24 protein-coding genes and 2 pseudogenes are annotated in these 23,580 nt (G+C 51.7%); 18 read left to right on the plus strand and 8 right to left on the minus strand.

The window, feature by feature from the left end; translation table 11 throughout:
• The first annotated feature begins 119 nt into the window (after nucleotides 1-119).
• Together rhaS and rhaR are read left to right on the plus strand one after the other, a co-directional pair.
• On the plus strand, nucleotides 120-956 hold the full coding sequence (gene rhaS / locus ABVN36_RS18640; protein ID WP_023138881.1) for an HTH-type transcriptional activator RhaS: 837 nt from the start codon (nucleotides 120-122) through the stop codon (nucleotides 954-956).
• A 152-nt stretch (nucleotides 957-1,108) separates the two neighbouring features.
• Nucleotides 1,109-1,957, plus strand: coding sequence for an HTH-type transcriptional activator RhaR (gene rhaR / locus ABVN36_RS18645; protein WP_023138882.1), 849 nt, complete (start codon nucleotides 1,109-1,111; stop codon nucleotides 1,955-1,957).
• Here rhaR and rhaT read toward each other — a convergent pair.
• A complete protein-coding gene (gene rhaT / locus ABVN36_RS18650) occupies nucleotides 1,954-2,988 on the minus strand; it encodes an L-rhamnose/proton symporter RhaT (protein ID WP_000063541.1) in 1,035 nt (344 codons plus the stop codon). The genes rhaR and rhaT overlap by 4 nt on opposite strands.
• A gap of 618 nt (nucleotides 2,989-3,606) precedes the next feature.
• Here rhaT and ABVN36_RS18655 point away from each other — a divergent pair.
• Complete coding sequence (locus tag ABVN36_RS18655; RefSeq protein ID WP_075321931.1) at nucleotides 3,607-4,290, plus strand: oligogalacturonate-specific porin KdgM family protein; 684 nt, start codon at nucleotides 3,607-3,609, stop codon at nucleotides 4,288-4,290.
• A gap of 157 nt (nucleotides 4,291-4,447) precedes the next feature.
• On the opposite strand, the gene ABVN36_RS18660 is transcribed toward ABVN36_RS18655, so the two are convergent.
• Genes ABVN36_RS18660 through ABVN36_RS18670 form a run of 3 tightly spaced genes read right to left on the minus strand, consistent with a single transcriptional unit; the run spans nucleotide 4,448 to nucleotide 7,265 of the window.
• Nucleotides 4,448-5,755, minus strand: a complete 1,308-nt coding sequence (locus ABVN36_RS18660; RefSeq protein WP_000566800.1) for a TRAP transporter large permease — start codon at nucleotides 5,753-5,755, stop codon at nucleotides 4,448-4,450.
• Nucleotides 5,748-6,263: a TRAP transporter small permease gene (locus ABVN36_RS18665; protein WP_001091413.1), complete on the minus strand. Its 516-nt coding sequence runs from the start codon at nucleotides 6,261-6,263 to the stop codon at nucleotides 5,748-5,750. Before ABVN36_RS18665 ends, ABVN36_RS18660 begins: the two co-directional genes overlap by 8 nt.
• Before the next feature lie 18 nt (nucleotides 6,264-6,281).
• Nucleotides 6,282-7,265, minus strand: coding sequence for a TRAP transporter substrate-binding protein (locus ABVN36_RS18670; protein WP_000812822.1), 984 nt, complete (start codon nucleotides 7,263-7,265; stop codon nucleotides 6,282-6,284).
• Between the two features lie 328 nt (nucleotides 7,266-7,593).
• On the opposite strand from ABVN36_RS18670, the gene sodA reads away from it, so the two are divergent.
• From sodA to ABVN36_RS18690, 4 genes are all read left to right on the plus strand, one after another.
• Nucleotides 7,594-8,214 (plus strand): superoxide dismutase [Mn], encoded by a 621-nt coding sequence (gene sodA / locus ABVN36_RS18675; protein ID WP_023138884.1) that lies wholly within the window; start codon nucleotides 7,594-7,596, stop codon nucleotides 8,212-8,214.
• A 69-nt stretch (nucleotides 8,215-8,283) separates the two neighbouring features.
• Entirely contained in the window at nucleotides 8,284-8,973 is a 690-nt protein-coding gene (gene yiiM / locus ABVN36_RS18680; RefSeq protein WP_000559225.1) for a 6-hydroxyaminopurine reductase, read from the plus strand.
• 11 nt (nucleotides 8,974-8,984) lie between these two features.
• Complete coding sequence (locus ABVN36_RS18685; RefSeq protein WP_000133447.1) at nucleotides 8,985-9,380, plus strand: nuclear transport factor 2 family protein; 396 nt, start codon at nucleotides 8,985-8,987, stop codon at nucleotides 9,378-9,380.
• A 120-nt stretch (nucleotides 9,381-9,500) separates the two neighbouring features.
• Complete coding sequence (locus ABVN36_RS18690; protein ID WP_000338671.1) at nucleotides 9,501-9,704, plus strand: hypothetical protein; 204 nt, start codon at nucleotides 9,501-9,503, stop codon at nucleotides 9,702-9,704.
• A 47-nt stretch (nucleotides 9,705-9,751) separates the two neighbouring features.
• Here the strand turns inward: ABVN36_RS18690 and cpxA are convergent, their stop codons facing one another.
• Nucleotides 9,752-11,125, minus strand: coding sequence for an envelope stress sensor histidine kinase CpxA (cpxA, locus tag ABVN36_RS18695; RefSeq protein WP_000580402.1), 1,374 nt, complete (start codon nucleotides 11,123-11,125; stop codon nucleotides 9,752-9,754).
• Nucleotides 11,122-11,820, minus strand: a complete 699-nt coding sequence (gene cpxR / locus ABVN36_RS18700) for an envelope stress response regulator transcription factor CpxR (protein ID WP_001033731.1) — start codon at nucleotides 11,818-11,820, stop codon at nucleotides 11,122-11,124. The genes cpxA and cpxR overlap by 4 nt, the downstream gene beginning before the upstream one ends.
• A 150-nt stretch (nucleotides 11,821-11,970) precedes the next feature.
• Between cpxR and cpxP the strand changes: the two genes are divergently transcribed.
• From cpxP to ABVN36_RS18755, 11 genes and pseudogenes are all read left to right on the plus strand, one after another.
• Nucleotides 11,971-12,471 (plus strand): cell-envelope stress modulator CpxP, encoded by a 501-nt coding sequence (gene cpxP / locus ABVN36_RS18705; protein ID WP_001233463.1) that lies wholly within the window; start codon nucleotides 11,971-11,973, stop codon nucleotides 12,469-12,471.
• A 147-nt stretch (nucleotides 12,472-12,618) separates the two neighbouring features.
• The gene (gene fieF / locus ABVN36_RS18710) at nucleotides 12,619-13,521 is read left to right on the plus strand and encodes a CDF family cation-efflux transporter FieF (RefSeq protein WP_001077321.1); all 903 of its coding nucleotides are present in this window, start codon (nucleotides 12,619-12,621) and stop codon (nucleotides 13,519-13,521) included.
• 184 nt (nucleotides 13,522-13,705) lie between these two features.
• Nucleotides 13,706-14,668 (plus strand): 6-phosphofructokinase, encoded by a 963-nt coding sequence (pfkA, locus tag ABVN36_RS18715; protein ID WP_000591793.1) that lies wholly within the window; start codon nucleotides 13,706-13,708, stop codon nucleotides 14,666-14,668.
• 203 nt (nucleotides 14,669-14,871) lie between these two features.
• On the plus strand, nucleotides 14,872-15,861 hold the full coding sequence (locus ABVN36_RS18720) for a sulfate ABC transporter substrate-binding protein (RefSeq protein ID WP_023138066.1): 990 nt from the start codon (nucleotides 14,872-14,874) through the stop codon (nucleotides 15,859-15,861).
• A 100-nt stretch (nucleotides 15,862-15,961) separates the two neighbouring features.
• On the plus strand, nucleotides 15,962-16,717 hold the full coding sequence (locus ABVN36_RS18725) for a CDP-diacylglycerol diphosphatase (RefSeq protein ID WP_001727096.1): 756 nt from the start codon (nucleotides 15,962-15,964) through the stop codon (nucleotides 16,715-16,717).
• A 262-nt stretch (nucleotides 16,718-16,979) separates the two neighbouring features.
• On the plus strand, nucleotides 16,980-18,314 hold the full coding sequence (locus ABVN36_RS18730; RefSeq protein WP_023138067.1) for an MFS transporter: 1,335 nt from the start codon (nucleotides 16,980-16,982) through the stop codon (nucleotides 18,312-18,314).
• 10 nt (nucleotides 18,315-18,324) lie between these two features.
• Nucleotides 18,325-19,284 carry an aminoimidazole riboside kinase gene (locus ABVN36_RS18735; RefSeq protein ID WP_023138068.1) on the plus strand — a complete coding sequence of 320 codons (960 nt, stop codon included), beginning with the start codon at nucleotides 18,325-18,327 and terminating at the stop codon, nucleotides 19,282-19,284.
• A 9-nt stretch (nucleotides 19,285-19,293) separates the two neighbouring features.
• A complete protein-coding gene (locus ABVN36_RS18740) occupies nucleotides 19,294-20,334 on the plus strand; it encodes an ADP-ribosylglycohydrolase family protein (protein WP_023138069.1) in 1,041 nt (346 codons plus the stop codon).
• A gap of 62 nt (nucleotides 20,335-20,396) precedes the next feature.
• Nucleotides 20,397-21,119, plus strand: coding sequence for a GntR family transcriptional regulator (locus tag ABVN36_RS18745; protein WP_001535809.1), 723 nt, complete (start codon nucleotides 20,397-20,399; stop codon nucleotides 21,117-21,119).
• Between the two features lie 97 nt (nucleotides 21,120-21,216).
• Nucleotides 21,217-21,342, plus strand: a pseudogene (locus tag ABVN36_RS18750) (hypothetical protein); the annotation flags it as partial.
• A gap of 51 nt (nucleotides 21,343-21,393) precedes the next feature.
• A pseudogene (locus ABVN36_RS18755) lies at nucleotides 21,394-21,534 on the plus strand (CDP-diacylglycerol diphosphatase); the annotation flags it as partial.
• 89 nt (nucleotides 21,535-21,623) lie between these two features.
• Here the strand turns inward: ABVN36_RS18755 and ABVN36_RS18760 are convergent.
• On the minus strand, nucleotides 21,624-21,974 hold the full coding sequence (locus ABVN36_RS18760) for a cupin domain-containing protein (RefSeq protein ID WP_001173083.1): 351 nt from the start codon (nucleotides 21,972-21,974) through the stop codon (nucleotides 21,624-21,626).
• Nucleotides 21,975-21,987: 13 nt separating this feature from the next.
• Complete coding sequence (lsrK, locus tag ABVN36_RS18765) at nucleotides 21,988-23,580, minus strand: autoinducer-2 kinase (RefSeq protein WP_033903575.1); 1,593 nt, start codon at nucleotides 23,578-23,580, stop codon at nucleotides 21,988-21,990.

The raw sequence follows: 23,580 nt of genomic DNA on the forward strand, positions 1-23,580 counted from the left end.
TTTTCCCGCCTTTTCTTGAAAAAAAGACCATGTTTGCGCGCTTTAGCGTCAAAAATTTAAGGTGAGGCCGATAACCCTTAATTACTATTCGGACATGTTGAATTCAGGAGGAAGCAACCATGACCGTACTGCATAGCGTGGATTTTTTTCCATCAGGTAAAGCGCCCGTGGCGATTGAACCTCGTCTGCCGCAAGCCGCTTTCCCTGAACATCATCATGATTTTCATGAAATCGTGATTGTGGAACACGGTACGGGCATTCATGTATTCAACGGGCAGCCGTATACCATCAGCGGCGGTACCGTGTGTTTTGTTCGCGATCACGACCGGCATTTATATGAACATACCGACAACCTATGCCTGACGAATGTACTGTGGCGTTCACCGGACGCCTTCCAGTTCCTGGCGGGGTTGGATCAATTGCTGCCGCAGGAGCAGGATGGTTACTATCCTTCTCACTGGCGGGTGAATCAGAGTGTGTTGCAGCAGGTGCGCCAGTTGGTCGGTCTGATGGAGCACGCCGGAGACGGTATGGATGCGCCTGCCGTGGCGAATCGCGAAATTTTGTTTATGCAACTACTGGTGTTGTTACGCCGCAGTAGCCTGATGGAAGGCGCGACCAATAACGACGGCAAACTCAACCAACTGATGGCATGGCTGGAAGACCATTTTGCGGAGGAGGTCTGCTGGGAGGCGGTAGCCGAACAGTTTTCGCTGTCGCTACGCACGCTGCATCGTCAGCTTAAACAGCATACCGGGCTGACGCCGCAACGTTACCTTAATCGCCTGCGTTTGATCAAAGCCCGGCATTTATTACGCCATAGCGATCATAGCGTGACAGAAATCGCGTACCGCTGCGGTTTTGGCGACAGTAACCACTTTTCGACTCTGTTTCGCCGAGAATTTAACTGGTCGCCGCGGGATATCCGTCAGGGACGCGATGCGATAATCCAGTAACGCGAACGCTATCAACGTTTTCGTCGCCAATATGCTGATAATTATACCCTTTAATACCGGATGGCGGCTGCGCCTTACCTGGCCTACGGCGGCGAGCGGTAGACAGAATAAGCGTAGTGCCATCCGGCAAGCATTCAACATGAGGTGCTGCGGTGGCAAATCAGTTAATCCTTTTGAAAAAAGATTTTTTTACTGATGAGCAGCAGGCCGTTACGGTTGCCGATCGCTATCCACAGGATGTTTTTGCGGAACATACGCATGAGTTTTGTGAACTGGTGATGGTCTGGCGGGGCAATGGCCTACACGTTCTTAATGAGCGCCCATACAGAATTACCCGCGGCGATCTGTTTTACATTCGTGCTGAAGACAAACATTCCTATACCTCCGTTAACGATCTGGTGCTGCAAAATATCATTTACTGCCCGGAGCGTTTGAAACTCAATATAAACTGGCAGGCGATGATTCCCGGCTTTCAGGGCGCGCAGTGGCATTCTCACTGGCGGCTGGGCAGTATGGGAATGAATCAGGCGCGGCAGGTCATTAACCAGCTTGAACATGAGAGTAATGGACGCGATCCGCTGGCGAATGAGATGGCGGAATTGCTGTTTGGTCAACTGGTGATGACGTTAAAACGGCATCGCTACGCGACCGACGATCTTCCGGCAACCTCCCGAGAAACCCTGTTGGATAAATTAATTACCGCTTTGGCTAATAGCCTTGAGTGTCCCTTTGCGCTGGATGCGTTTTGCCAGCAGGAACAATGCAGCGAACGGGTGCTGCGGCAGCAGTTTCGCGCCCAAACCGGGATGACGATTAATCAATATTTACGCCAGGTCCGTATTTGCCACGCGCAGTATCTGCTTCAGCATAGCCCGCTGATGATTAGCGAGATTTCGATGCAGTGCGGTTTTGAAGATAGTAATTATTTTTCAGTGGTGTTCACGCGGGAAACCGGGATGACGCCGAGCCAATGGCGTCATCTCAGTAATCAAAGCGATTAACTGGCCATGCCTAAACCGACAATATTCGCCGCGATAATAATTACCACGCAGCCGAGGCTTAATACGGCAACGGGACGGCGGCCAGCATTTTTCCACTCTTTTAGCACCAGACCGACAAGCCCCCCGCACAGCACATAGAAGCTCATGTGCAGCATCCAGCTCATGTAGTCATATTGCGCTGGAATGCGCGCGTGACCCCAGGCATAGAAAAAGAACTGTAAATACCACATCAGACCGCCAAGCGCGGACAGCAGAATATTGCTGATAATCAACGGTCTTGCCAGCGAGAAGTCGGCTTTTATCGACAGATTTTGCACTTTTGCCAGGCGGATAAAACAGAAACCGAGGTTCACCAGCGCGCCGCCGCCCATAATCACCACGTAACTCGGCAGCGCGACATAGAGCGGGTCAACGCCAAGCGCGGCAGCAGCTTCATGCATCGGTTTCGCGGCGTTCATGGCAAAAGACATCCCCGCCGAGAAAATACCGCACATCACTGCCAGCAGAAGCCCTTTCTTCAGATTGAACTCCTCCGCTTTAATGCCCATTTTGCGTTCTTTTAACTGTCCGGCGCGCGTCACAATCCCGACGCCGATCAGCGCGACAAAAACGCCAAGTAGCGTCATGCGTCCCCCTTCGGTATGGATTAACACATCGAAGTTACCGTTGATGATAGGCGTCATCAGCGTGCCGACGATAAGCGTAATGCCGATAGCGATGCCGATACCCATCGACATCCCGAGATAACGCATGGTCAGACCGTAATTAATATTGCCGATGCCCCACATGGCGCCGAACAGAAAAACCGGTAAAAGGGTGGAGAGGTTAAACTGCCCATAATAGGCCCAGAAATCAGGCAGTAACAGAGCGCTAATTGTCCACGGCAGAATAAGCCATGAGACGATGCCGCCCACTGACCACATGGTTTCCCATGACCACTGTTTCACTTGCTTGAACGGGGCATAGAAGCAGGCTGCACTGGCCGCCCCTATCAAATGCCAGAAAATACCCATCGTAATCGCGTTACTCATGACATGTTCCTCATTATTTTTTATGGACGGGATACCCCTTCCGTTTGCATGAGTTTAAAAATTACGCAGCCCGGTAACCTTATAACGATTGCCGCCGTTGGGTGTATTCTGGCAATCAGCACGTTAATGAAGTGATTAACTTCACGTTTTAAAAAAGTCGGAGCGCATCGTGACCGTCTGGATGTTATTTAAATCAGTGGGTAATATTTGTTTTCTAAAATACCTTCATCATAACGACACGAAACGACTTAGCTGGCAACAATGCAAAGAAAACGCTGCGTGAGATCACATAATGGGAATAGTCTGACTTACCGTTTGATAAAAGGGTAGTTATACAGTAATTATTTGGTTGTTTTATTTGTATTTACAATTTAAATATATTGAAATTAACGTTAGGAATCAATGAAATATAAATATAAGGAAATCCCTATATTGGCGTTGTTGATGGTGCTTTGATTTTTATTTTATATGACGAATATGAATTTCATTTATTTTATTTTGCTTTTTGAACATTATCCCAATTTTAAATTAAAGGTCTTTGTCTATATTGTCGCCATTCACATTGCGTATTATGGTTGTAATGGTCTGACATGAAACAATGTTTTAATTTTAAATTAAATGGATTCTGTTATGAGAAAATCTCTTTTCTTACTATTACCTCTTGTTGTAACAAATGCGCATGCAGTATATGTCGATGTTCGTCATGAATATCTTGATGACAGTAAAGCTAACTATGACCGTGCGTATATTTCTCATCGGTTTGCGAATGGTGTTGGTTTTGCGATAGAAGCTATCTCAAAATCAGGCGGGGATGACACCAATAAAGCGTTTAATGACCTGGAAACACAGGGCAACGAATATACGATAAGCTACCAATTTAAAACCGGTGATGTCGCCTGGCAACCGGGTTTCGTGTTGGAAACAGGCAACGGTTACTCTACCTATAAGCCTTACTTCCGCGCGACGTGGACATTAAATGAAAGCTGGTGGGTTGGTACGCGCTATCGTTTTGAATATGTACGCCGTTCTTCTGATATCCGTGATGATGATACCATCAATCGTATGGATGTCTGGGCGGGTTATAAATGGAACAACTTTGACTGGACAATCGAAGGAATTTATAAGAAAGCTGATAAATATGATCTTTACGATGGCGGCAAAGATAACTATGAATATAACTTCAGAACTGCCTATATTATTGATCAATGGTCGCCATTCGTTGAGGTAGGTAATGTTTCCGTCAATAGCAACAGCGATGAAAGACAAACCCGTTTCCGCGTGGGTATAGGCTACACATTCTAATCATTATCCCTGTTTATTATTTATTCCCTTTTCCGGCTACTTTATAGGTAGCCGGTTTTTTTTACCTGGTGATGACCTGCGGATAATTATTATCGTGCGTTGGCCGGATAAGACGCGAATCGCCATCCGGCAACGAGATGTGCAGGAAATTATGCGCTTACATGATGCCCAGTAGACGGGGTAAGAACAGTGTGATTTCCGGAATGTAGGTAATTAATAACAGAACGCCGATAATCGCGCCGTAAAAAGGCAGCAACGGTTTAATCACTTCCTCAACTTTGACCTTACCGACGCTCGCCCCGACATATAAACCACTGCCAACTGGCGGCGTAATGGTGCCAATCGCCAGGTTATAGATCATGATAATGCCGAAATGCACCGGATCGACGCCCAGTTTAGCCATGATCGGCAGCAGAATCGGGGTAAAAATCAGAATGGCCGGACCGATATCCATAAATGCGCCGATAATCAACAAAAAGACGGTAATGACTAACAGGATAACCAGTTTATTGGCGGAAATACCGAGGATCATATCGCTCAGCGCCGCAGGAATATTGGTGATCGACATCGAGAAGGACATCGCCGAAGAGGTTGCCAGCAGGAACATGATGACCCCGGTCATTACCACTGTCTGGAGCAAAATCGAAGGCAAATCCTTAATTTTCAGCGTGCGGTAAAACACCATCGTCAGCAATAACGTATACACCACGGCAATCGCGGAGGCTTCAATGGCGGTGAAAATGCCCTGCACAATGCCGCCGACGATAATCACGATCAGCAGCAGGCTGGGAATGGCCTCAACGGCAACTTTTAGCGCCATGCCTTTTTGGACGGTGAAGAAAACCCGATAATTTCGACGCTTAGCGACCACCAGCGTGACCAGCATACAGCCAACGCCCCACAGCACTCCCGCGACCAGACCGCCGGCGAACAGAGCGGCAATCGATGTTCCCCCGCTTGCCAGCGCATAAAGGATAAAAGCCGTGGTGGGCGGAATTAACATTCCCGTCGGCGCGGAGGCGATATTCACCGCGGCCGCAAAGCCGCGATCGTAACCTTCGCGCGCGCTCATCGGCACCATCACGCCGCCGATAGAGGTTGAGGCGGCAATTGCCGATCCGGAAATTGCACCGAACATCATATTGCCGACGATGTTGGTATAAGAGAGCGAGCCGGGCAGTTTGCCAGTAAACAGTTTGGCAAAATTGACCAGTCGGGCGGCAATTCCCCCGCTATTCATGATCACCCCGGATAAAACGAAGAACGGCACGGCCAGCAAGGCAAAACTGTCCAGGCTGGAGAACATTTTTTGCGCGGTGGCGAACATCGAAATATCGAAAGGCAGTACCAGCATCATGGTGCTAAAAGAGGCGATAACGATGCAGATCCCGATAGGCGCGCCCATGGCCAGTAAAACAACAAAGACGGCAATTAGCGTACAGGACGCAAAAATAGGGTCAATCATGTGATTTCTCCAGAGTGTGCTCAGTGGTATCCGTGGCGGAATGGATAGCTTTCAGGGCGTCAACGATATTCAGCAGCCCATAGAGGATGATCAGTACGCCCGCGCAGGGGAGCGCGTAATAAATTTTTCCCATCGGAATGCCCAGCGCAGGGGAGATTTGCAGCATAGAAATCGCAGAAATCTTTAAGCCGCCGATAATCAATACCCAAATGGAAAACGCGATAAAAATGACCTGCAGAATAATATCCCACCAGCCGCGAATCGTCGGCGACACCTTATCCAGTAAGAGAGTCAGGCTGATATGCTGTTTCTGACCGGCGACAAAAGCCATGCCCAGCATTGATACCCACACCAGGAGAAATCGCAGCATCTCTTCGGTAAGGGTGCTGGGAACGCCCAGAATGTAGCGGCTCACCACCTGCCAGCAGGCGATGCCAACCATTATCGCCAGCACCAGGCAACAGATAGCGCCCAGCAATAAATCAAGTCCTTTTCTGAATGTGTTCATCTTAATTTCCTGATTAGATTAATTTTTTGCTGTCTGGATACGTTGATACAGCCCGTAAAGCCGCGGTTTGTTTTTCAGGCCGTCGTAAATAGGCTGTACTGCCTTCTGGAAGGGTTTTTTGTCGATCTCGTAGAATTCAACGTTGAAATCTTTTACCGCCGCCAGCCTGGTTTTCTCTATTTCCTTGTCCCATGCGGCTTTCTCAAATTCGATCGACGCCTTGATGGCGGCTTCGACGATGCGCTGCTGTTCCGGCGTCAGCTTTTCCAGCGTGAGGGTACTCATTAACAGGATATCGGGAATGCGGGTGTGCATATCGTAGGTGTAATAACGGGCGACTTCGCCGTGGCGGGCGATGGTGAGAGCGAACTCATTGTTTTCCGCGCCGTCGAGAATGCCTTGTTGTAACGAGGTATAGACCTCCGCCTGGCTCATGGCGATGGGCGAAGCGCCCAGCAGTTTGAGAGTTTGGATCGCCGTCTCACTCTGCATGACGCGGATCTTCTTCCCGCGTAAATCCTCAATGCGTTTAACCGGCGCTTTGCTCATATAAAAATTACGCGCGCCGGAATCATACCAGCCTACGCCGACAAACCCCTGTGCGGCGGTGGACTGATAAACAGGCTCCATCACCTGTGGGTTATCCATTACGCGGTAGTATTCCTCGACGGTAGCAAACAGGTAGGGAAGTGAGAACACGCCGTACTCAGGCGAAAAACTCTCCATCAGCCCGGACGACACTTTAGTGATGTCGACGACGCCGACCTGCGTCAACTCCACCAGTTCGCGCTCGCCGCCAAGCTGTCCGTCCGGGAAGTACTGTACTTTGATATCGCCGCCCGTTTTCTCTTCAACTTGCTGCCCCAGGAAGTGCAACGCATCTTTTACCGGCTGGCTATTTTCAGCGTAGGCCAGGCGCAAAATGGTTTCGCCGTGGGAGAAGAAAGAGAGTGTGGAGAGTAAGGCCAACGTAGCCAGACGTATAAAACCAGGTTGCTTCATAATTCCCTCGCAATTGTAATAATTTACCGGGAATGTAATTGCATGGTGAAATTATAACCTTCTTGATTTTGCCACCGCTAACAAAAATTGGCACCAAAAGAAAGATTTTGAAACCCTGTTTCACATTTCATGATTTCCAGGAATTCATCAACAGGCGGTTTCGGTTGGAGGCGTAAAAATCGGTTGTTTTCAGCGGATGCCGTAACGTTTATAACCCTGGAAAAAGTACGGCATTGATAATCATTTTCAATATCATTTAATTAACTATAATGAACCAACTGCTTACGCGGCGTTAACACTGTGCCGCTCGACAATAATGGAGATGATTATGAGTTATACACTGCCATCCCTGCCGTACGCTTATGATGCACTGGAACCGCACTTCGATAAGCAGACGATGGAGATTCACCACACCAAACACCATCAAACCTATGTCAACAACGCTAACGCGGCGCTGGAAAACCTGCCTGAGTTTGCTGACCTGCCGGTTGAAGAACTGATTACTAAACTGGACCAGGTGCCAGCGGACAAAAAAACCGTGCTGCGTAACAACGCCGGCGGCCACGCTAACCACAGCCTGTTCTGGAAAGGGCTGAAAAAAGGCACCACTCTGCAGGGCGATCTGAAAGTGGCTATCGAGCGTGACTTCGGTTCCGTTGACAACTTCAAAGCTGAATTCGAAAAAGCAGCAGCAACCCGTTTCGGCTCCGGCTGGGCGTGGCTGGTGCTGAAAGGTGACAAACTGGCTGTGGTTTCTACCGCAAACCAGGATTCCCCGCTGATGGGTGAAGCCATTTCCGGCGCTTCCGGCTTCCCGATCCTGGGTCTGGACGTGTGGGAACACGCTTACTACCTGAAATTCCAGAACCGCCGCCCGGACTACATCAAAGAGTTCTGGAACGTGGTGAACTGGGACGAAGCAGCAGCGCGTTTCGCCGCTAAAAAATAATTTGCATTGCACGTCTGTAGAAGCGAGTCTGATGACTCGCTTTTTTTGTATCCGCGTAAGGAGCAGCAGATGCATTATCCGGTTGACGTGTTTATTGGCAAAATTCGTGACTATGACGGCAGCCGCCCGAGCGCTATCGCCAAGGTGCAAATCGACGGCGAACTCATGCTGACCGAGCTCGGTCTGGCAGGCGATCAGCAGGCCGAAAAGAAAATCCACGGCGGCCCCGACCGCGCGCTATGCCATTACCCCCGCGAACACTATGCTGATTGGATTCGCCAGTTCCCCGAGCAGGCGACGCTGTTTTGCGCCCCGGCGTTTGGCGAGAATCTGTCGACGGACGGAATGACCGAACACAACGTGTTTATTGGCGACATCTACCGCTGGGGCGAGGCGTTGATCCAGGTCACTCAGCCGCGCTCTCCATGCTTTAAACTTAATTTCCACTTTGCCATCAGCGACATGGCCCTCCTTATGCAGAACAGCGGAAAAACCGGCTGGCTGTATCGGGTCATTGCGCCAGGTAAGGTCTCCAGCGATGCGCCGTTGGAACTGGCGTCGCGTCTGAGCGATGTCTCGGTTCATGAAGCGGGTGTTATCGCCTGGTCTATGCCGTTTGATGACGAACAATATCACCGGCTGCTGAGCGCCGCCGGGCTGTCGGCGAGCTGGAGCCGCACCATGCAGAAGCGTCGTTTGAGCGGCAAAATTGAAGATAGCGCCAGACGACTGTGGGGGGATAAAACTCCGCCAAAATGAAAGGAAGGATTATGACTGAAGCTGAAAATGCGGTGGCGATCGTAAAAGAATTTTTGGTGGCCTCGATGATTCCCGATGCTGAACGCGCCGCAACGTATATGCACCCGGAGGTGAAAATTACCTTCACCGGAGGCCGGGTGATGGCGGGCGCGGCAGATATCGCGCAGTTTAACGGCGCTCGCTACAAGTGGGTGAAGAAGGCGCTGGGCGAGTTTGATGCGGTGCAGCATGATGATTACGTTGTGATTTATTCCAACGGTACGTTGTATGGCGAATGGCCCGACGGTCGCCCGTTTGCCGATAACCGCTTTATCGACCGCTTCGAAGTGCGCGATGGCAAAATTACCCGGATGGACGTGTGGAATGACAGCGCCGAGTGGATTTTAGCGCCGGAAATCTCCCGATAGCGTGGTGCGTAGGCCGGATAAGCGTAGCGCCGTCAGGCTGTCAGTTGTACATTGCCGGATGACGGCGTTTGCCTTATTCCGCTGGTAACCTATTAATTATTCACAAAAGATATGTAAATTATGGACGCACATATTCTCGAGGCTTGTACGGAAGAAGTTAAGCACATCTTATTCGAAGAGTATCACCTCAAATCTATCGAGGAGCTTTGGGAGCGGTCTCTGGATGAGGATTTTTTAGCTGAGTTGTATCAACAGTTTAAGTTCATAACGGAAAAGTATGGCGTGAATGGTGATGAATTGGACAGCATCCTCGATACGCTTTAAATGGTTAAGGCTCGGTAAGAGAAAGTATTACCGAGCCATGAATAACATTAGGTTCGCTTGTACAGCGGTAGCCACAGCGTGAGCCGCAACCCACCCAGCGGGCTATCGTCAGCCTTAACCCAGCCGCGGTGCTGCTGCATGGCGCTTTCGACAATCGCCAGCCCCAGTCCGGTGCCGCCAGACTCGCGGTCGCGCGCCTCGTCGGTGCGATAGAACGGACGGAAGATCTGCTCGCGGTCTTCAGGGCTGACGCCCGGCCCGTCGTCATCGACCGTGATCGTAATACCGTCTTTATCCACCGAGAAGCCGACTTCAATCTTCGTATGTGAATAGCGCAGCGCATTACGAACTATATTTTCCAGCGCGCTTTCCAGCGCGTTTGGGTTGCCATAGAGCGGCCACGGCCCTGGCGGATAATTTACCGTTAACGACTTGCCCATCTGTTCGGCTTCAAAGGCGGCGTTATCCAGCACTTCGCCCCATAGTTGATTGGCTTTCATCGTTTCGCTGACCAGCGCGTTTTTCTGTTGGTTACGCGACATCACCAGCAGGTCATTGATCATGCTGTCCAGACGCTGCGCTTCGGTTTCAATACGCTCCAGCTCTTTGCTTTCGCCGCCACGACGACGCAGCAGCGCGGTACCCAGTTGCAGGCGCGTAAGGGGCGTTCGCAGCTCATGGGAGATGTCTGACAGCAAACGCTGCTGCGAGGTCATCATCCGTTCCAGCGCCGTCACCATCTGGTTAAAACTGGCGCCAGCGGCGAGGAACTCCTGCGGACCCGCCTCCAGCTCCGGATGCTGACGCAGGTTGCCTTGCGCCACTTCATCAGCCGCGTTTTTCAACTTACGCGCCGGTTTCGCCAGACTCCATGCCAGCCATAGCAAGAGCGGCGAACTGACCAGCATCGTGACAATGAGCAACAGAAGCGGGCGGTCAAACAGCAGATTAATAAAATCGGATTGCGAACTGCTGGCCGGCCGAATCAGGTAAAGCTGGTAATTATCCTCTCCGTCGCGAACGGAGAACGGCCCCACCATCTCTACGCGGCCATATTTTTTCTTCTGCGGATGATCGGCGTTATCCGCCTGACCAATGAAGTTACGAATGATCTGCATTTCGCTGCGTTCAGCGCCGATCACGCGTCCTTCAGAGGTCACCAGTAATAACCGCTGTCCAGGCGGCGCCCACTTATCGATCGCGCGGAACAGGCGACGCCACCACATCAGGTCGTTGGGCGGATCGTTCGCAAGTTCAGCTTCTACATGTTGCTCTATCATCAATCCCTGGCGCTGTTCGCTGTCCAGCAGCTCGGTCATCTGGCGTGAATCGAGCTTGGGCAACATCAGTACCAGCATTAGCACCAGCGCCAGCGTCAACCAGAAGATGGCGAAGATGCGCGCGGTTAAACTTCCTATCATGAAGCGGAAACCATCAGATAGCCGCGACCACGCAATGTTTTAAACCACGGGTGACCGTCTTTGCGTTCCGGCAGTTTGCGGCGCAGGTTAGAAATATGCATATCAATGGCGCGATCGAACGGCGTCAGGCGCTTACCCAGCACTTCCTGACTTAAATGTTCACGGGAAACCACCTGGCCGAGGTGTTGCGCCAGCAAATAGAGCAGGGTGAATTCCGTACCGGTCAGCTCCAGCGTTTGGCCATCGAAACTGGCTTCCTGGCGGCCCGGATTAAGGCTTAGCGCATCGACTTCCAGCGTCGGCGAGCCGTTGTCGCTGCTCTGCTGCTGCTCGCTCCAGTGGGAACGGCGCAAAATAGCCCTGATGCGCGCTACCAGCTCGCGGTCGTTAAACGGTTTGGGCAAATAGTCGTCCGCGCCCAGCTCAAGGCCGAGAACGCGATCCAGCTCGCTGCCGCGCGCGGTCAGCATAATGACAGGCGTCTGGTGTGTCTGGCGAAGCGCTTTCAACGTATCGATACCGTTTTTCTTCGGCATCATGACGTCAAGCAAAAGTAAATCGATGCTGTCATCCAAAAGCTCAAGCGCCTGCTCGCCGTCGTGGGCCACCAGGACATTAAAACCTTCCATTTCGAGGAGCTCTTTTAACAGGGAAGTCAGCTCTCGGTCATCATCAACTAACAGGATTTTATTCATTGTTTACGTACCTCCGAGGCAGAAATTACGTCATCAGGCGTCGCTAATCCATGACTTTACGTTGTTTTACACCCCCTGACGCATGTTTGCAGCCCGAATCGTAAACTGTCTCTCGTTGAATCGCGACAGAAAAGATTTTGGGAGCAAGCGATGCGCAAAGTTACCGCTGCTGTTATGGCCTCAACGCTGGCATTCAGTTTTTTAAGCCACGCAGCTGAAGTTGTTACAAGCGATAACTGGCACCCCGGTGACGGGGCCACGCAGCGTAGCGCGCAAAATCATATGTTTGACGGCATAAGTTTAACCGAACATCAGCGTCAGCAGATGCGAGATCTTATGCAACAGGCAAGGCACGAACAGCCTCCTGTTAATGTTAGCGAAATGGAGACAATGCATCGGCTTGTCACCGCAGAAAAATTTGATGAAAGCGCTGTGCGCGCTCAGGCAGAAAAAATGGCGCAAGAGCAGGTTGCCCGCCAGGTCGAAATGGCCCGCGTGCGTAACCAGATGTATCGCCTGTTAACGCCGGAGCAGCAAGCGGTTTTGAATGAAAAGCATCAGCAACGAATGGAGCAACTGCGCGACGTGGCGCAATGGCAAAAAAGTTCATCGTTGAAATTATTGAGTAGTAGCAACTCACGTTCCCAGTAACAACCCTGTTTTCCTTGCCATAGACACCATCCCTGTCTTCCCCCACATGATGTGGGGGTTTTTTTTATCTCCAGTTTGTCATTCTGTTATTAGCTTACTGTTTTAAACCATCCGTTATACTACCGGCAGAAGATAGCGGGAGTATTTATGAATCAAACCTATGGACGGCTGGTTAGCCGGGCGGCTATCGCGGCAACGGCGATGGCATCAGCGTTACTTTTGATCAAAATTTTTGCGTGGTGGTATACGGGATCGGTGAGTATTCTGGCGGCGTTGGTGGACTCGCTGGTGGATATTGCCGCGTCATTGACGAATTTGTTGGTCGTGCGTTATTCGCTGCAACCCGCAGATGATGAACACACGTTTGGGCACGGTAAAGCGGAGTCGCTGGCGGCGCTGGCGCAAAGTATGTTTATTTCCGGTTCGGCGTTGTTTCTGTTTTTGACCAGTATCCAGAATCTGATTAAGCCGACGCCAATGAACGACCCCGGCGTGGGGATTGGCGTTACCGTCATCGCTCTGATATGCACTATTATACTGGTCACGTTTCAGCGCTGGGTGGTACGCAAGACCCAAAGTCAGGCGGTACGGGCGGATATGCTTCATTATCAGTCTGATGTTATGATGAACGGAGCGATTCTTATCGCGCTGGGGTTATCCTGGTACGGTTGGCATCGTGCGGATGCCCTGTTTGCGTTAGGTATCGGCATCTATATTTTGTATAGCGCGTTGCGTATGGGGTATGAGGCGGTGCAGTCATTATTGGATCGCGCGCTGCCCGATGCGGAACGACAGGAAATTATTGATATCGTGACGTCATGGCCGGGAGTCAGCGGCGCGCACGATCTCCGCACGCGGCAGTCAGGGCCGACTCGCTTTATTCAGATTCATTTGGAAATGGAAGATAATCTGCCGCTCGTTCAGGCGCATTTTGTGGCTGACCAGGTAGAGCAGGCGATTTTACGGCGTTTTCCGGGTTCAGATGTCATTATTCATCAGGATCCCTGTTCAGTCGTCCCCAGGGAAGGCAGGAAGTTCGAGCTTGTATAATTGATTGTTAAAAAGTGAGCCAGGCCAGCATTTTGTGTATAAATTACCGCCATTTGGCCTGACCTGAATCAATTCAGCAGGAAGGGATTGTTATACTATCTGTATATTCGTTGGATCGTTTCGAAGTGCGAAATCGGCTTCCGGCAATAGATTTCATTTTGCATTCCAAAGTTCAGAGGTAGTCATGATTAAGAAAATCGGTGTGTTGACAAGCGGCGGTGATGCGCCGGGCATGAACGCGGCAATCCGCGGTGTTGTGCGCGCAGCGTTGACGGAAGGGCTGGAAGTCATGGGCATTTATGACGGCTATCTGGGCCTGTATGAAGATCGTATGGTGCAGCTTGACCGTTACAGCGTATCTGACATGATCAACCGTGGCGGTACTTTCCTCGGTTCCGCCCGTTTCCCGGAATTCCGTGACGAAAATATTCGCGCTGTCGCGATCGAAAACCTGAAAAAACGCGGCATCGATGCGCTGGTAGTTATTGGCGGCGACGGTTCTTATATGGGTGCAAAACGTCTGACTGAAATGGGATTCCCGTGCATCGGTCTGCCAGGCACTATCGATAACGACATCAAAGGCACCGACTACACTATCGGCTACTTCACTGCTCTCGGCACTGTAGTGGAAGCGATTGACCGTCTGCGTGACACCTCCTCTTCTCACCAGCGTATCTCTATCGTTGAGGTGATGGGCCGTTATTGCGGCGACCTGACGTTGGCGGCGGCTATTGCTGGCGGCTGTGAGTTTATCGTGGTGCCGGAAGTTGAATTTAATCGCGAAGATCTGGTGGCCGAAATCAAAGCCGGGATCGCGAAAGGGAAAAAACACGCTATCGTCGCTATCACCGAACATATGTGTGATGTTGACGAGCTGGCGCACTTTATTGAAAAAGAAACGGGCCGTGAAACGCGTGCGACGGTGCTCGGCCACATTCAGCGCGGTGGTTCCCCGGTACCTTACGATCGCATTCTGGCTTCCCGTATGGGCGCGTATGCTATTGACCTGCTGCTGGAAGGCCATGGCGGTCGTTGTGTCGGTATCCAGAACGAGCAGCTTGTTCATCATGACATCATCGATGCAATTGAAAACATGAAGCGTCCGTTCAAAAGCGACTGGATGGAGTGCGCGAAAAAACTGTACTGATTGTTTTTGCGCGCCTGATGGCGCTACGCTTATCAGGCCTACAGGTTGCAGAAACGTGTAGGCCGGATTAGGCGCTAGCCGCCATCCGGCAATCCCTCAGATTTATTCCTCGAAGTTATAGCCAATCTTTTTTTATTCTTTAATGTTTGGATCTCTTTCTGGCACGCTTTGCTCATCACAACACAACATAAGCGAGTCGGGCGATGAAAAAGTGGGGCGTGGGGGTCACATTATTGCTGGCGTCAACCAGCATTCTGGCAAAGGATATTCAGTTACTTAACGTATCGTACGATCCAACGCGTGAGCTGTACGAGCAGTACAACAAAGCGTTTAGCGCGCACTGGAAGCAGGAAACCGGCGACAACGTCGTGATCCGCCAATCGCACGGCGGTTCGGGTAAACAGGCGACTTCCGTTATTAACGGCATTGAAGCCGATGTCGTGACGCTGGCGCTGGCTTACGATGTGGACGCTATTGCGGAACGTGGTCGTATCGATAAAAACTGGATCAAGCGTCTGCCGGATAACTCAGCACCTTACACCTCCACCATCGTTTTCCTGGTCCGTAAAGGCAATCCAAAACAAATTCATGACTGGAACGATCTGATTAAACCCGGTGTGTCGGTGATTACGCCAAACCCGAAAAGCTCCGGCGGCGCCCGCTGGAACTATCTGGCGGCATGGGGCTACGCCCTGCATCACAACAATAACGATCAGGCCAAAGCGCAGGACTTTGTCAAAGCCCTGTTTAAAAACGTTGAAGTGCTGGACTCCGGCGCGCGTGGCTCAACCAATACTTTCGTTGAACGCGGTATCGGTGATGTGCTGATTGCCTGGGAAAACGAAGCGCTACTGGCGACGAATGAACTGGGTAAAGATAAATTCGAGATAGTGACCCCTAGTGAATCTATTCTCGCAGAGCCGACCGTTTCCGTGGTCGACAAAGTGGTGGAAAAGAAAGACACCAAAGCGGTAGCGGAAGCCTACCTGAAGTATCTCTACTCGCCGGAAGGGCAGGAGATAGCAGCGAAAAACTTCTACCGTCCGCGCGATGCTGACGTGGCGAAAAAATACGACGATGCGTTTCCGAAGCTGAAGCTGTTCACCATTGACGAGGTGTTTGGCGGCTGGGCGAAGGCGCAAAAAGATCACTTCGCTAATGGCGGTACGTTCGACCAAATCAGCAAACGCTAAACCGTTTATAAACCCGGTAACGTATTATGTTACCGGGTTTTTTCTTTGCCACAATTTTGCGTTACTCTTCCCCGTCTATGGGTCACAGGGAACGCATATCATGAAAAAAACAGGCTACTTTTTACTGGCGGTGATAGTGATTGTCGCCGCGGCGGGCGTCGGTTACTGGAAATTTTCCGGCAACCCTGATGCATTACGGGAAATCGTGCTTGAACAATGCCTGCCCGATCAGTTACAGCATCAAAACCCAGCGCCTTGCGCGGAAGTCAAACCTCGCGCCGGCTATGTCGTCTTTAAAGATCGTCACGGTCCGTTGCAATATTTATTGATGCCCACCTACCGTATCAACGGTACAGAAAGCCCGCTATTGCTGGAACCCGCTACGCCCAACTTTTTCTGGCTGGCCTGGCAGGCTCGCGGCTATATGAGTAAAAAATACGGGCATGATATTCCGGATAGCGCGGTCTCGCTGGCGATTAATTCGCGGCTTGGTCGTTCACAGGACCATTTGCATATCCATATTTCTTGCATCCGTCCTGACGTTCGGGAGCAACTGGATAACGATCTCACGCGCATCAGCACTCGCTGGCTTCCGCTGCCGGGTGGCCTGATGGGGCATGAATACCTGGCGCGCCGGGTAACCGAGAGCGAACTGGCGCAGCGTAGTCCGTTTATGATGCTGGCGGAAGAGGTGCCGGAAGCGCGCGATCATATGGGACGCTATGCGCTGGCGGTGGTACGCCAAAGCGATGGCTCTTTTGTCCTGCTGGCGACCGAGCGTAATTTACTGACCTTCAATCGCGCATCGGCGGAAGAGATTCAGGATCATAGTTGCGCCATTTTGTCTTCCCGCTGATTTTCGTTACACCCCCTGTTCATTATCTTATTGATTCTTATCCCGGTTTAAAACTGGGGTAAGATCGTGTCTATAAAAATATGTGAAACCGATCAAAAGATATAAAGGTATACCTTTATATCTTTTGATGGTTAGTTACACTCTCTTCATAGCCTCCATAGATTGTCTGGTGGATGGCTTATATAAAAACGTTTTTATTTCATGTAGTGACATCATTAATTGTTCACCAGATTTGCGCTGTTAAGCGTAAAGGAATATCAACATGAAACTTTCTATCGTGGAAAAAATCGGCTTCGGCGCGGGAGATATGGCGATAAACGTTGTGATTATCGCCATGCAGCTGCTCCTCGCCTATTTCTATACCGATATCTACGGCCTGAGCGCCGCTGATGTTGGCGTACTGTTTGTGGTTGTGCGGATGATTGATGCCATTATCGATCCGGCCATGGGGATTCTGACCGATAAACTGAACACGCGCTGGGGGCGTTACCGCCCGTGGCTGCTGTGGTTTGCCATTCCTTTTGGTTTCGCCGTGTATTTGATGTTTATTACGCCTGACATGGCTTATATGGCCAAGCTGGCATGGGCCTATGGCACCTATATTCTTATGACCCTGGTCTATACCGCGATCACCATTCCCTATATTTCGATGATTGGCGTCATTACCAGCGACCCCGTCGAACGGTTAAGCGCCAACGGCTATCGTTTTGTGATGACCAAGATTGCCGCTTTTCTGGTGACTATCGTCGTACCGATGCTTGCCGTCTGGCTGGGGCAGGGCAACAAGGCGCTGGGTTACCAGTTTTCCATGGGGCTGATGGGGGCAATGGGTGCGCTGCTGTTTATCTTCTGTTTTCTTACCACGCGTGAACGCAGTGAGCCGGAAATTACGTCGTTATCGGTGGGGAAACAGTTTAAATATCTGTTACGCAACGATCAGTGGATTATTCTCGGCGTTGTTATTCTACTGCTGATGTGCGGTTATGTTATTCGTGGTTCCGTTGCCGCTTATTACGCCAAGTATTATCTGAACGGCGGAGATAGCCTGATTTCACCCTTCCTGACTACCGGCGTCGTTGCCTCTATTTTAGCGATGATCGCTACCACCTGGATAACCAAGTTCTGGGACAAAATTAAGATGTTTCGCTACACCCAGATTATTACCTTTATCCTGAGCGCGCTGATGTATTTCTCCGTTGGGCGTGAAAATCTTATCCTGGCGTTTGCGTTCTATTTTCTTATTAATTTCTTCTGCGATATGCAAATGCCGGTGTTCTGGTCCTCTATCGCCGAAGCGGTGGATTACGGAGAAAAGAAAACCGGTCTGCGCGTTTCCGGGTTGGCGTTTGGCGGCATCCTCTTCTTCCAGAAGTTTGGGATGGGGATCGCGGGCGGGATACTCGGATTCCTGCTGAGCCACTTTGGCTATCAGGCCGATGTTGAACAGAGCGCACGTTCGCTCACCGGTATTGCGCTGATGATGACGCTCATTCCGGCTCTGTTTCACCTTGCGGTTGGGCTGCTTATGAAAAAGTATCTGATTAACAACGAATATTATCGTGATATTCAGCTCGCCCTGGCGCAGAAACAGGCATAAGGAGGCGCAAATGAAGGCCATGAATAAGGTTTGGGTTATCGGCGATGCCTCCGTTGATCTGGTGCCGGAAAAACAGAACAGCTATCTGAAATGCCCCGGCGGAGCGTCGGCGAACGTGGGGGTATGCGTTGCCAGGCTGGGCGGAGAGTGCGGTTTTATTGGCTGTCTTGGCGACGATGACGCCGGTCGCTTCCTGCGCCAGGTTTTCCAGGATAACGCTGTGGATGTCACGTTTCTAAGGCTGGATGCGGCCCTGACCAGCGCGGTGCTGATCGTTAACCTGACGGCTGATGGGGAGCGTAGTTTTACCTATCTGGTGCATCCAGGTGCCGATACCTACGTTTCGCCGCAGGATTTGCCGCCGTTCAGGCAGCACGAATGGTTTTACTTCAGCTCAATTGGCCTCACCGACAGGCCCGCTCGCGAGGCGTGCCTTGAGGGAGCGAGAAGAATGCGTGAAGCGGGTGGTTACGTACTGTTTGACGTCAATCTGCGCAGCAAAATGTGGGGGAATACTGATGAAATCCCTGAACTGATCGCCCGGTCCGCCGCGCTGGCTTCTATCTGCAAAGTCTCGGCAGATGAGCTGTGCCAGCTCAGCGGCGCCAGCCACTGGCAGGATGCGCGTTATTACCTGCGCGATCTGGGCTGCGACACTACCATCATTTCGCTGGGGGCCGATGGCGCGCTGTTGATTACCGCCGAGGGGGAGTTCCATTTTCCCGCACCACGCGTCGATGTCGTCGATACCACCGGGGCAGGCGATGCTTTTGTCGGCGGCCTGCTGTTCACCCTTTCCCGCGCAAATTGCTGGGATCATGCCCTGCTGGCGGAAGCCATCAGCAATGCCAACGCCTGCGGCGCTATGGCGGTGACGGCAAAAGGCGCAATGACCGCTCTGCCGTTTCCTGAGCAGCTAAACACTTTTCTTTCCAGCCATTCGCTGGCACAAGCCATGACCGTGAAATAAGGAGTCATCATGCACGTTGATCAAAACAAAATACTGGGATGCCTGGTGGGCGCCGCCGCCGCGGACGCGATGGGAGCCGCGACGGAAGTACGCACCCAGCAGCAAATAAAAGACTATTTTGGCGGCTGGGTGACGACCTTTCAAAAACCGCCAGCAGACACGTTTGGCCGCTGCAACGAAGCGGGGATGTGCACGGATGATTTTATTCAGGCGAAGTACATCATGGATGCGCTGCTGCGCCATCAATGCCAGGTCAGCGACGAGGCGATGCGCGAGGCTTTTCAGCAGTGGCTGGATTACCCGTACTACGCCAACTTTACCGGCCCGACGACGCGTGCGGCAATGAAAGCGATATTTAATGATAATCGCGCCTCTTTGCAGGGCGAGCTGGAAGGCGAAAAACAATCGGTACAGATTATTAATAAGGGTAACGCGGAGGCAACGAACGGCGCGGCTATGAAGATTTGGCCAGCGGCGGTGCTGCATCCGGGTGATATTGACGCGGCGATTGACTGCGCGCTACAGATTTGCCGCTTTACCCATAATAACGTGCTGGCGATGTCCGGCGCAGCGGCGATGGCGGCGGCAACCAGCGAGGCGTTAAGAGCGCAGACCAATGCAGACAGCATTATTGCTGCCGGTATTTACGGCGCGCAAAGAGGCTATCTGCTGGCGCAGGAGCAAGGGGCGATGATGGTGGCAGGTCCTTCCGTTGCCCGACGCATTGAGCTGGCCGTGGATATCGGTAAACGTCATCGCCATTGGGAAACGGCGGTGGTGGAACTTGCTGATATTATTGGCTCCGGACTGCACGTGAGTGAAGCGGTGCCGGCGGCCTTTGGCCTGTTCGCGTGTTGTCCGAATTCTGCCGTAGATGCTATTATCTCCGGCGTTAATATCGGCAATGATACTGATACTGTCGCCACCATGGTTGGGGCGATTTCCGGCGCATTCCATGGCGTGGAGGCTTTTCCCGCCGATTATTTAACGACTTTGGATCGTATGAATCATTTCGATTTGGCAGAACTGGCCAGGCAAATCGCAGGGTAGCGACTTCACCCTGCCGGGGACGGTAAAACGTCCCCTGCTGGCGAAGACGTGAGGTGCGCAGCTTGCAGGTTGATAAAACGAGCTTTACTCCGCTTTATAAGCAACTATTTTTTATCATCTGTCAGCAGATCCAGAACGGGTCTTTGCCTTTGGGTAGCCAACTACCGACGCAAAAAGAGATCGCCAGAGCCTACAACGTCTCGCTGATTGTGGTTAAACAGGCCTGGAGCGAATTAATCAATGCGGGCATTATTTCCTCCCAGCGCGGGAGTGGTTCGGTGGTGTGCTCGGTGCCGGAAGGCGTGAGCTACGGGCACACGTTTCGCGGTATTACCCGCGATCTCCAGGACGCCAGCGTGGCGATTGAGAACCGTATTCTGGAAATCGCGCCGCGCCGCGCGCGCGACGCTCAGGCAGACGGCTTGAGCCTGCCCGCACAGCATCACTATCTCTATATTTCGCGTATTCGTTGCCTGAATAACCGTCCATTTAACCATGAGAAAATTTATCTCGATCTTAGCTTCTTTCCCGATCTGCAACTCACACCGCAGGCGCTGGAGCATACGTCGCTTTATTCGTTATTAAACGTCACAAGCGACTCGGCGATAGAAAAAGTTGAGGCGATTTTACCTTCCGCTGACCTGTGCGAAAAATTGCAAATCGCCGCCAATAAACCGCTGTTATCCGTCGCCAGACAGACGTTTCAGGCCGGGAAGGACAGCCCTTTTGAGTATTGCCGCTATTACGTGCTGTCTGAATACTTTGGTGAAATTCATTATCACTGATCTGTCCGCTTAATCCTGCGATAACCCCACTATATCTGGCGTTTACCTGCCTGACTGTCCGTCGTATTCTTGCTGAAAAAATCGTCAGGAGACAGGTATGTCGCTCTGGTTGTCCCATCCTCTGTTCCTTCCTTCTATCATCGTTGGCATCACCATTTTGCTCTGGGCGACCTCGCTGCTGCCGGAGTTTATGACCGCACTGCTATTTTTTGCTGCTGTGGTGGCGATGGGACCAGGGAAAGTTCCTGCGCGGGCGGGGATGCTGTGATGTATCGCGCTGGCGGTGATACGCCAAAGCGATGGCTCTTTTGTCTTGCTGGCGACCGAGCGTAATTTACTGATCTTCAATCGCGCTTCTGCCGAGGAAATTCAGGATCATCAGTGTGATATCTTGAACCAACAGGTCATCAAATGACAGCTTGATATTGCATTAACGAATACCGTTTGGAGGCCGGACAAGGCTCTCGTGGCGCTATCCGGCAAAATCTGGCGATGGCGCGGGCGTTACCAGGCCGGTGGATCTGCGGGGTGGCTGTCATTTTCCAGATGCGGCGATTTAATAAACACGCCTTTCCAGGGTTTATCGCCGTTATTAATGAGATAATGCGCCTCCCCAGGTTCGCACTGTAAAACATCTCCAGTTTGCAGGATATGAGGTGTTCCTTCCAGATACAGGCACACTTCACCGCTTAGGGTATAAAAAACCTCACAAGCGGTATTATGGCGATGGTTAGGGAATGACTGCCCTGGTTGTAGTATGACGACGCCCATATCGCAGCCCGGCCCACGGATTAAGTATTTAGGGCCATTATCGCCAAAGCGGTATTCATGATTCTTCTCATTCGTTTTTTGCATGCTTATTCTCCTGTTACAGGCCTGGCGCTTTCCAGAGGGATGTCGTTAAGCCACCATCGACCAGCGCGCGTTGATCCTGATAAACGGCCTGCCATTTTTCTCTGGCCTGCTGATAGACAGCGAAATTTTCAGGATTAGGTTTATGCTCCCGATCCCAGCGCACTAGCTTTTCTCCCGTTTCCGCCAGCGATGGCCAGATACCCACGCCAACGCCTGCGGCAATAGCGCACCCTAGCGCGGTAGCTTCTTTGACGACAGGTACGTGAACGGTGAGTCCCGTAACGTCGGCAAGGATTTGGCTCCATAATTTGCCTTTAGATCCTCCGCCGGCAAAAACCAGCGAGTCGGCCTGTACGCCGGAAAACGCGGCAATTTGCTGTAAATTGCAGGCGGAAACAATGGCGGCATTCTCTTCCAGCGCGCGAAATAGGGTCGCTTTATTACACTTTTCAGGATCGATAGACAGATTGATAAACGACGGCGCGGCATGGTACCAGCGTTTAAAACGCATAACGTCAGAGAAGATGGGCATCACACCGTGCGCGCCGGGAGGCACCCGGCTGGCCATATCTTCCAGCAGGGAATACGCATCAATACCTAACCTTTCAGCGATTAGTTTTTCCTCGGCGCAAAAGGCGTCGCGGAACCAACGCATCGTTAACCCAGTAAAAAAGCTAATAGACTCGGTTTGTACCATACCGGGGATCACATGAGGATTGATGCGAACGTTCATGTTTGGGTCGGTGACCGGCGCGGGAAGATTGACGACCTGTTGCCAGAAGGTTCCGCCCAGCACGGCCGTTTGCGCCGGGCGTACGACGCCCAGCCCCAGACAGCCTAACTGCACATCGCCGCCGCCAACGATGACCGGCGTACCCGCTTGCAGGTTGCACTGTTCAGCCGCTTTCTGTGAAATGTGACCGAGCAGCGTCCCGGTTTCTTTTACCGGCGAGAGAATGTCAGAACGCAGGCCCGCCATCTGTAACAGACTACGTTTCCAGTTGCGGGTCACCAGATCCAATAACCCCGTCGTGCCTGCGTTGGAGGGATCGACCGCCAGTTCACCACTGAGCATAAAGGCCATCCAGTCGCTGATCATAGTGACGGTTGACGCGCGATGATAAATATCCGGACGATGGTGGGCAAGCCAGAGCAGACGCGGAATAGCGCTGAGCGCCAGCGTTTGCCCGGAGCAACGATAAACTTCCTCCTCAAAGGTGTTATCGTGCAGCTCTTTTAATTCACTGACTTCGTGCGCCGCGCGGGCGTCAACATTAGCGCAGGCCCAAATTGGTTCGCCGTTACTGTCATAAATAACAATGCCTTCACGCATCGAGCAGGCCGATACGGCAGCGATAGCCGTTGCAGGGATGGCGGCTTTCTGTAGTGCCTGACGGATACACTGGCAAGCCAGTTGCCAGTTTTTGGCAAGATCAAACTCCATCGAACCAGGCACATCCGGCACGGCCAGATGCTGCCATTCCGCTTGACCGACAGCTATTTGCTTTCCTTGTAGATCAAAAATTACTGCTCTGACGCTACCGGTACCGGCGTCAAGAGCCATCAGGTAATGTCCTGATTCAGTATGGGTACAGAGTCGAGCCAT

The organism is Salmonella sp. SJTUF15581 (genome assembly GCF_043356775.1).
GTDB classification, from domain to species: domain Bacteria; phylum Pseudomonadota; class Gammaproteobacteria; order Enterobacterales; family Enterobacteriaceae; genus Salmonella; species Salmonella enterica.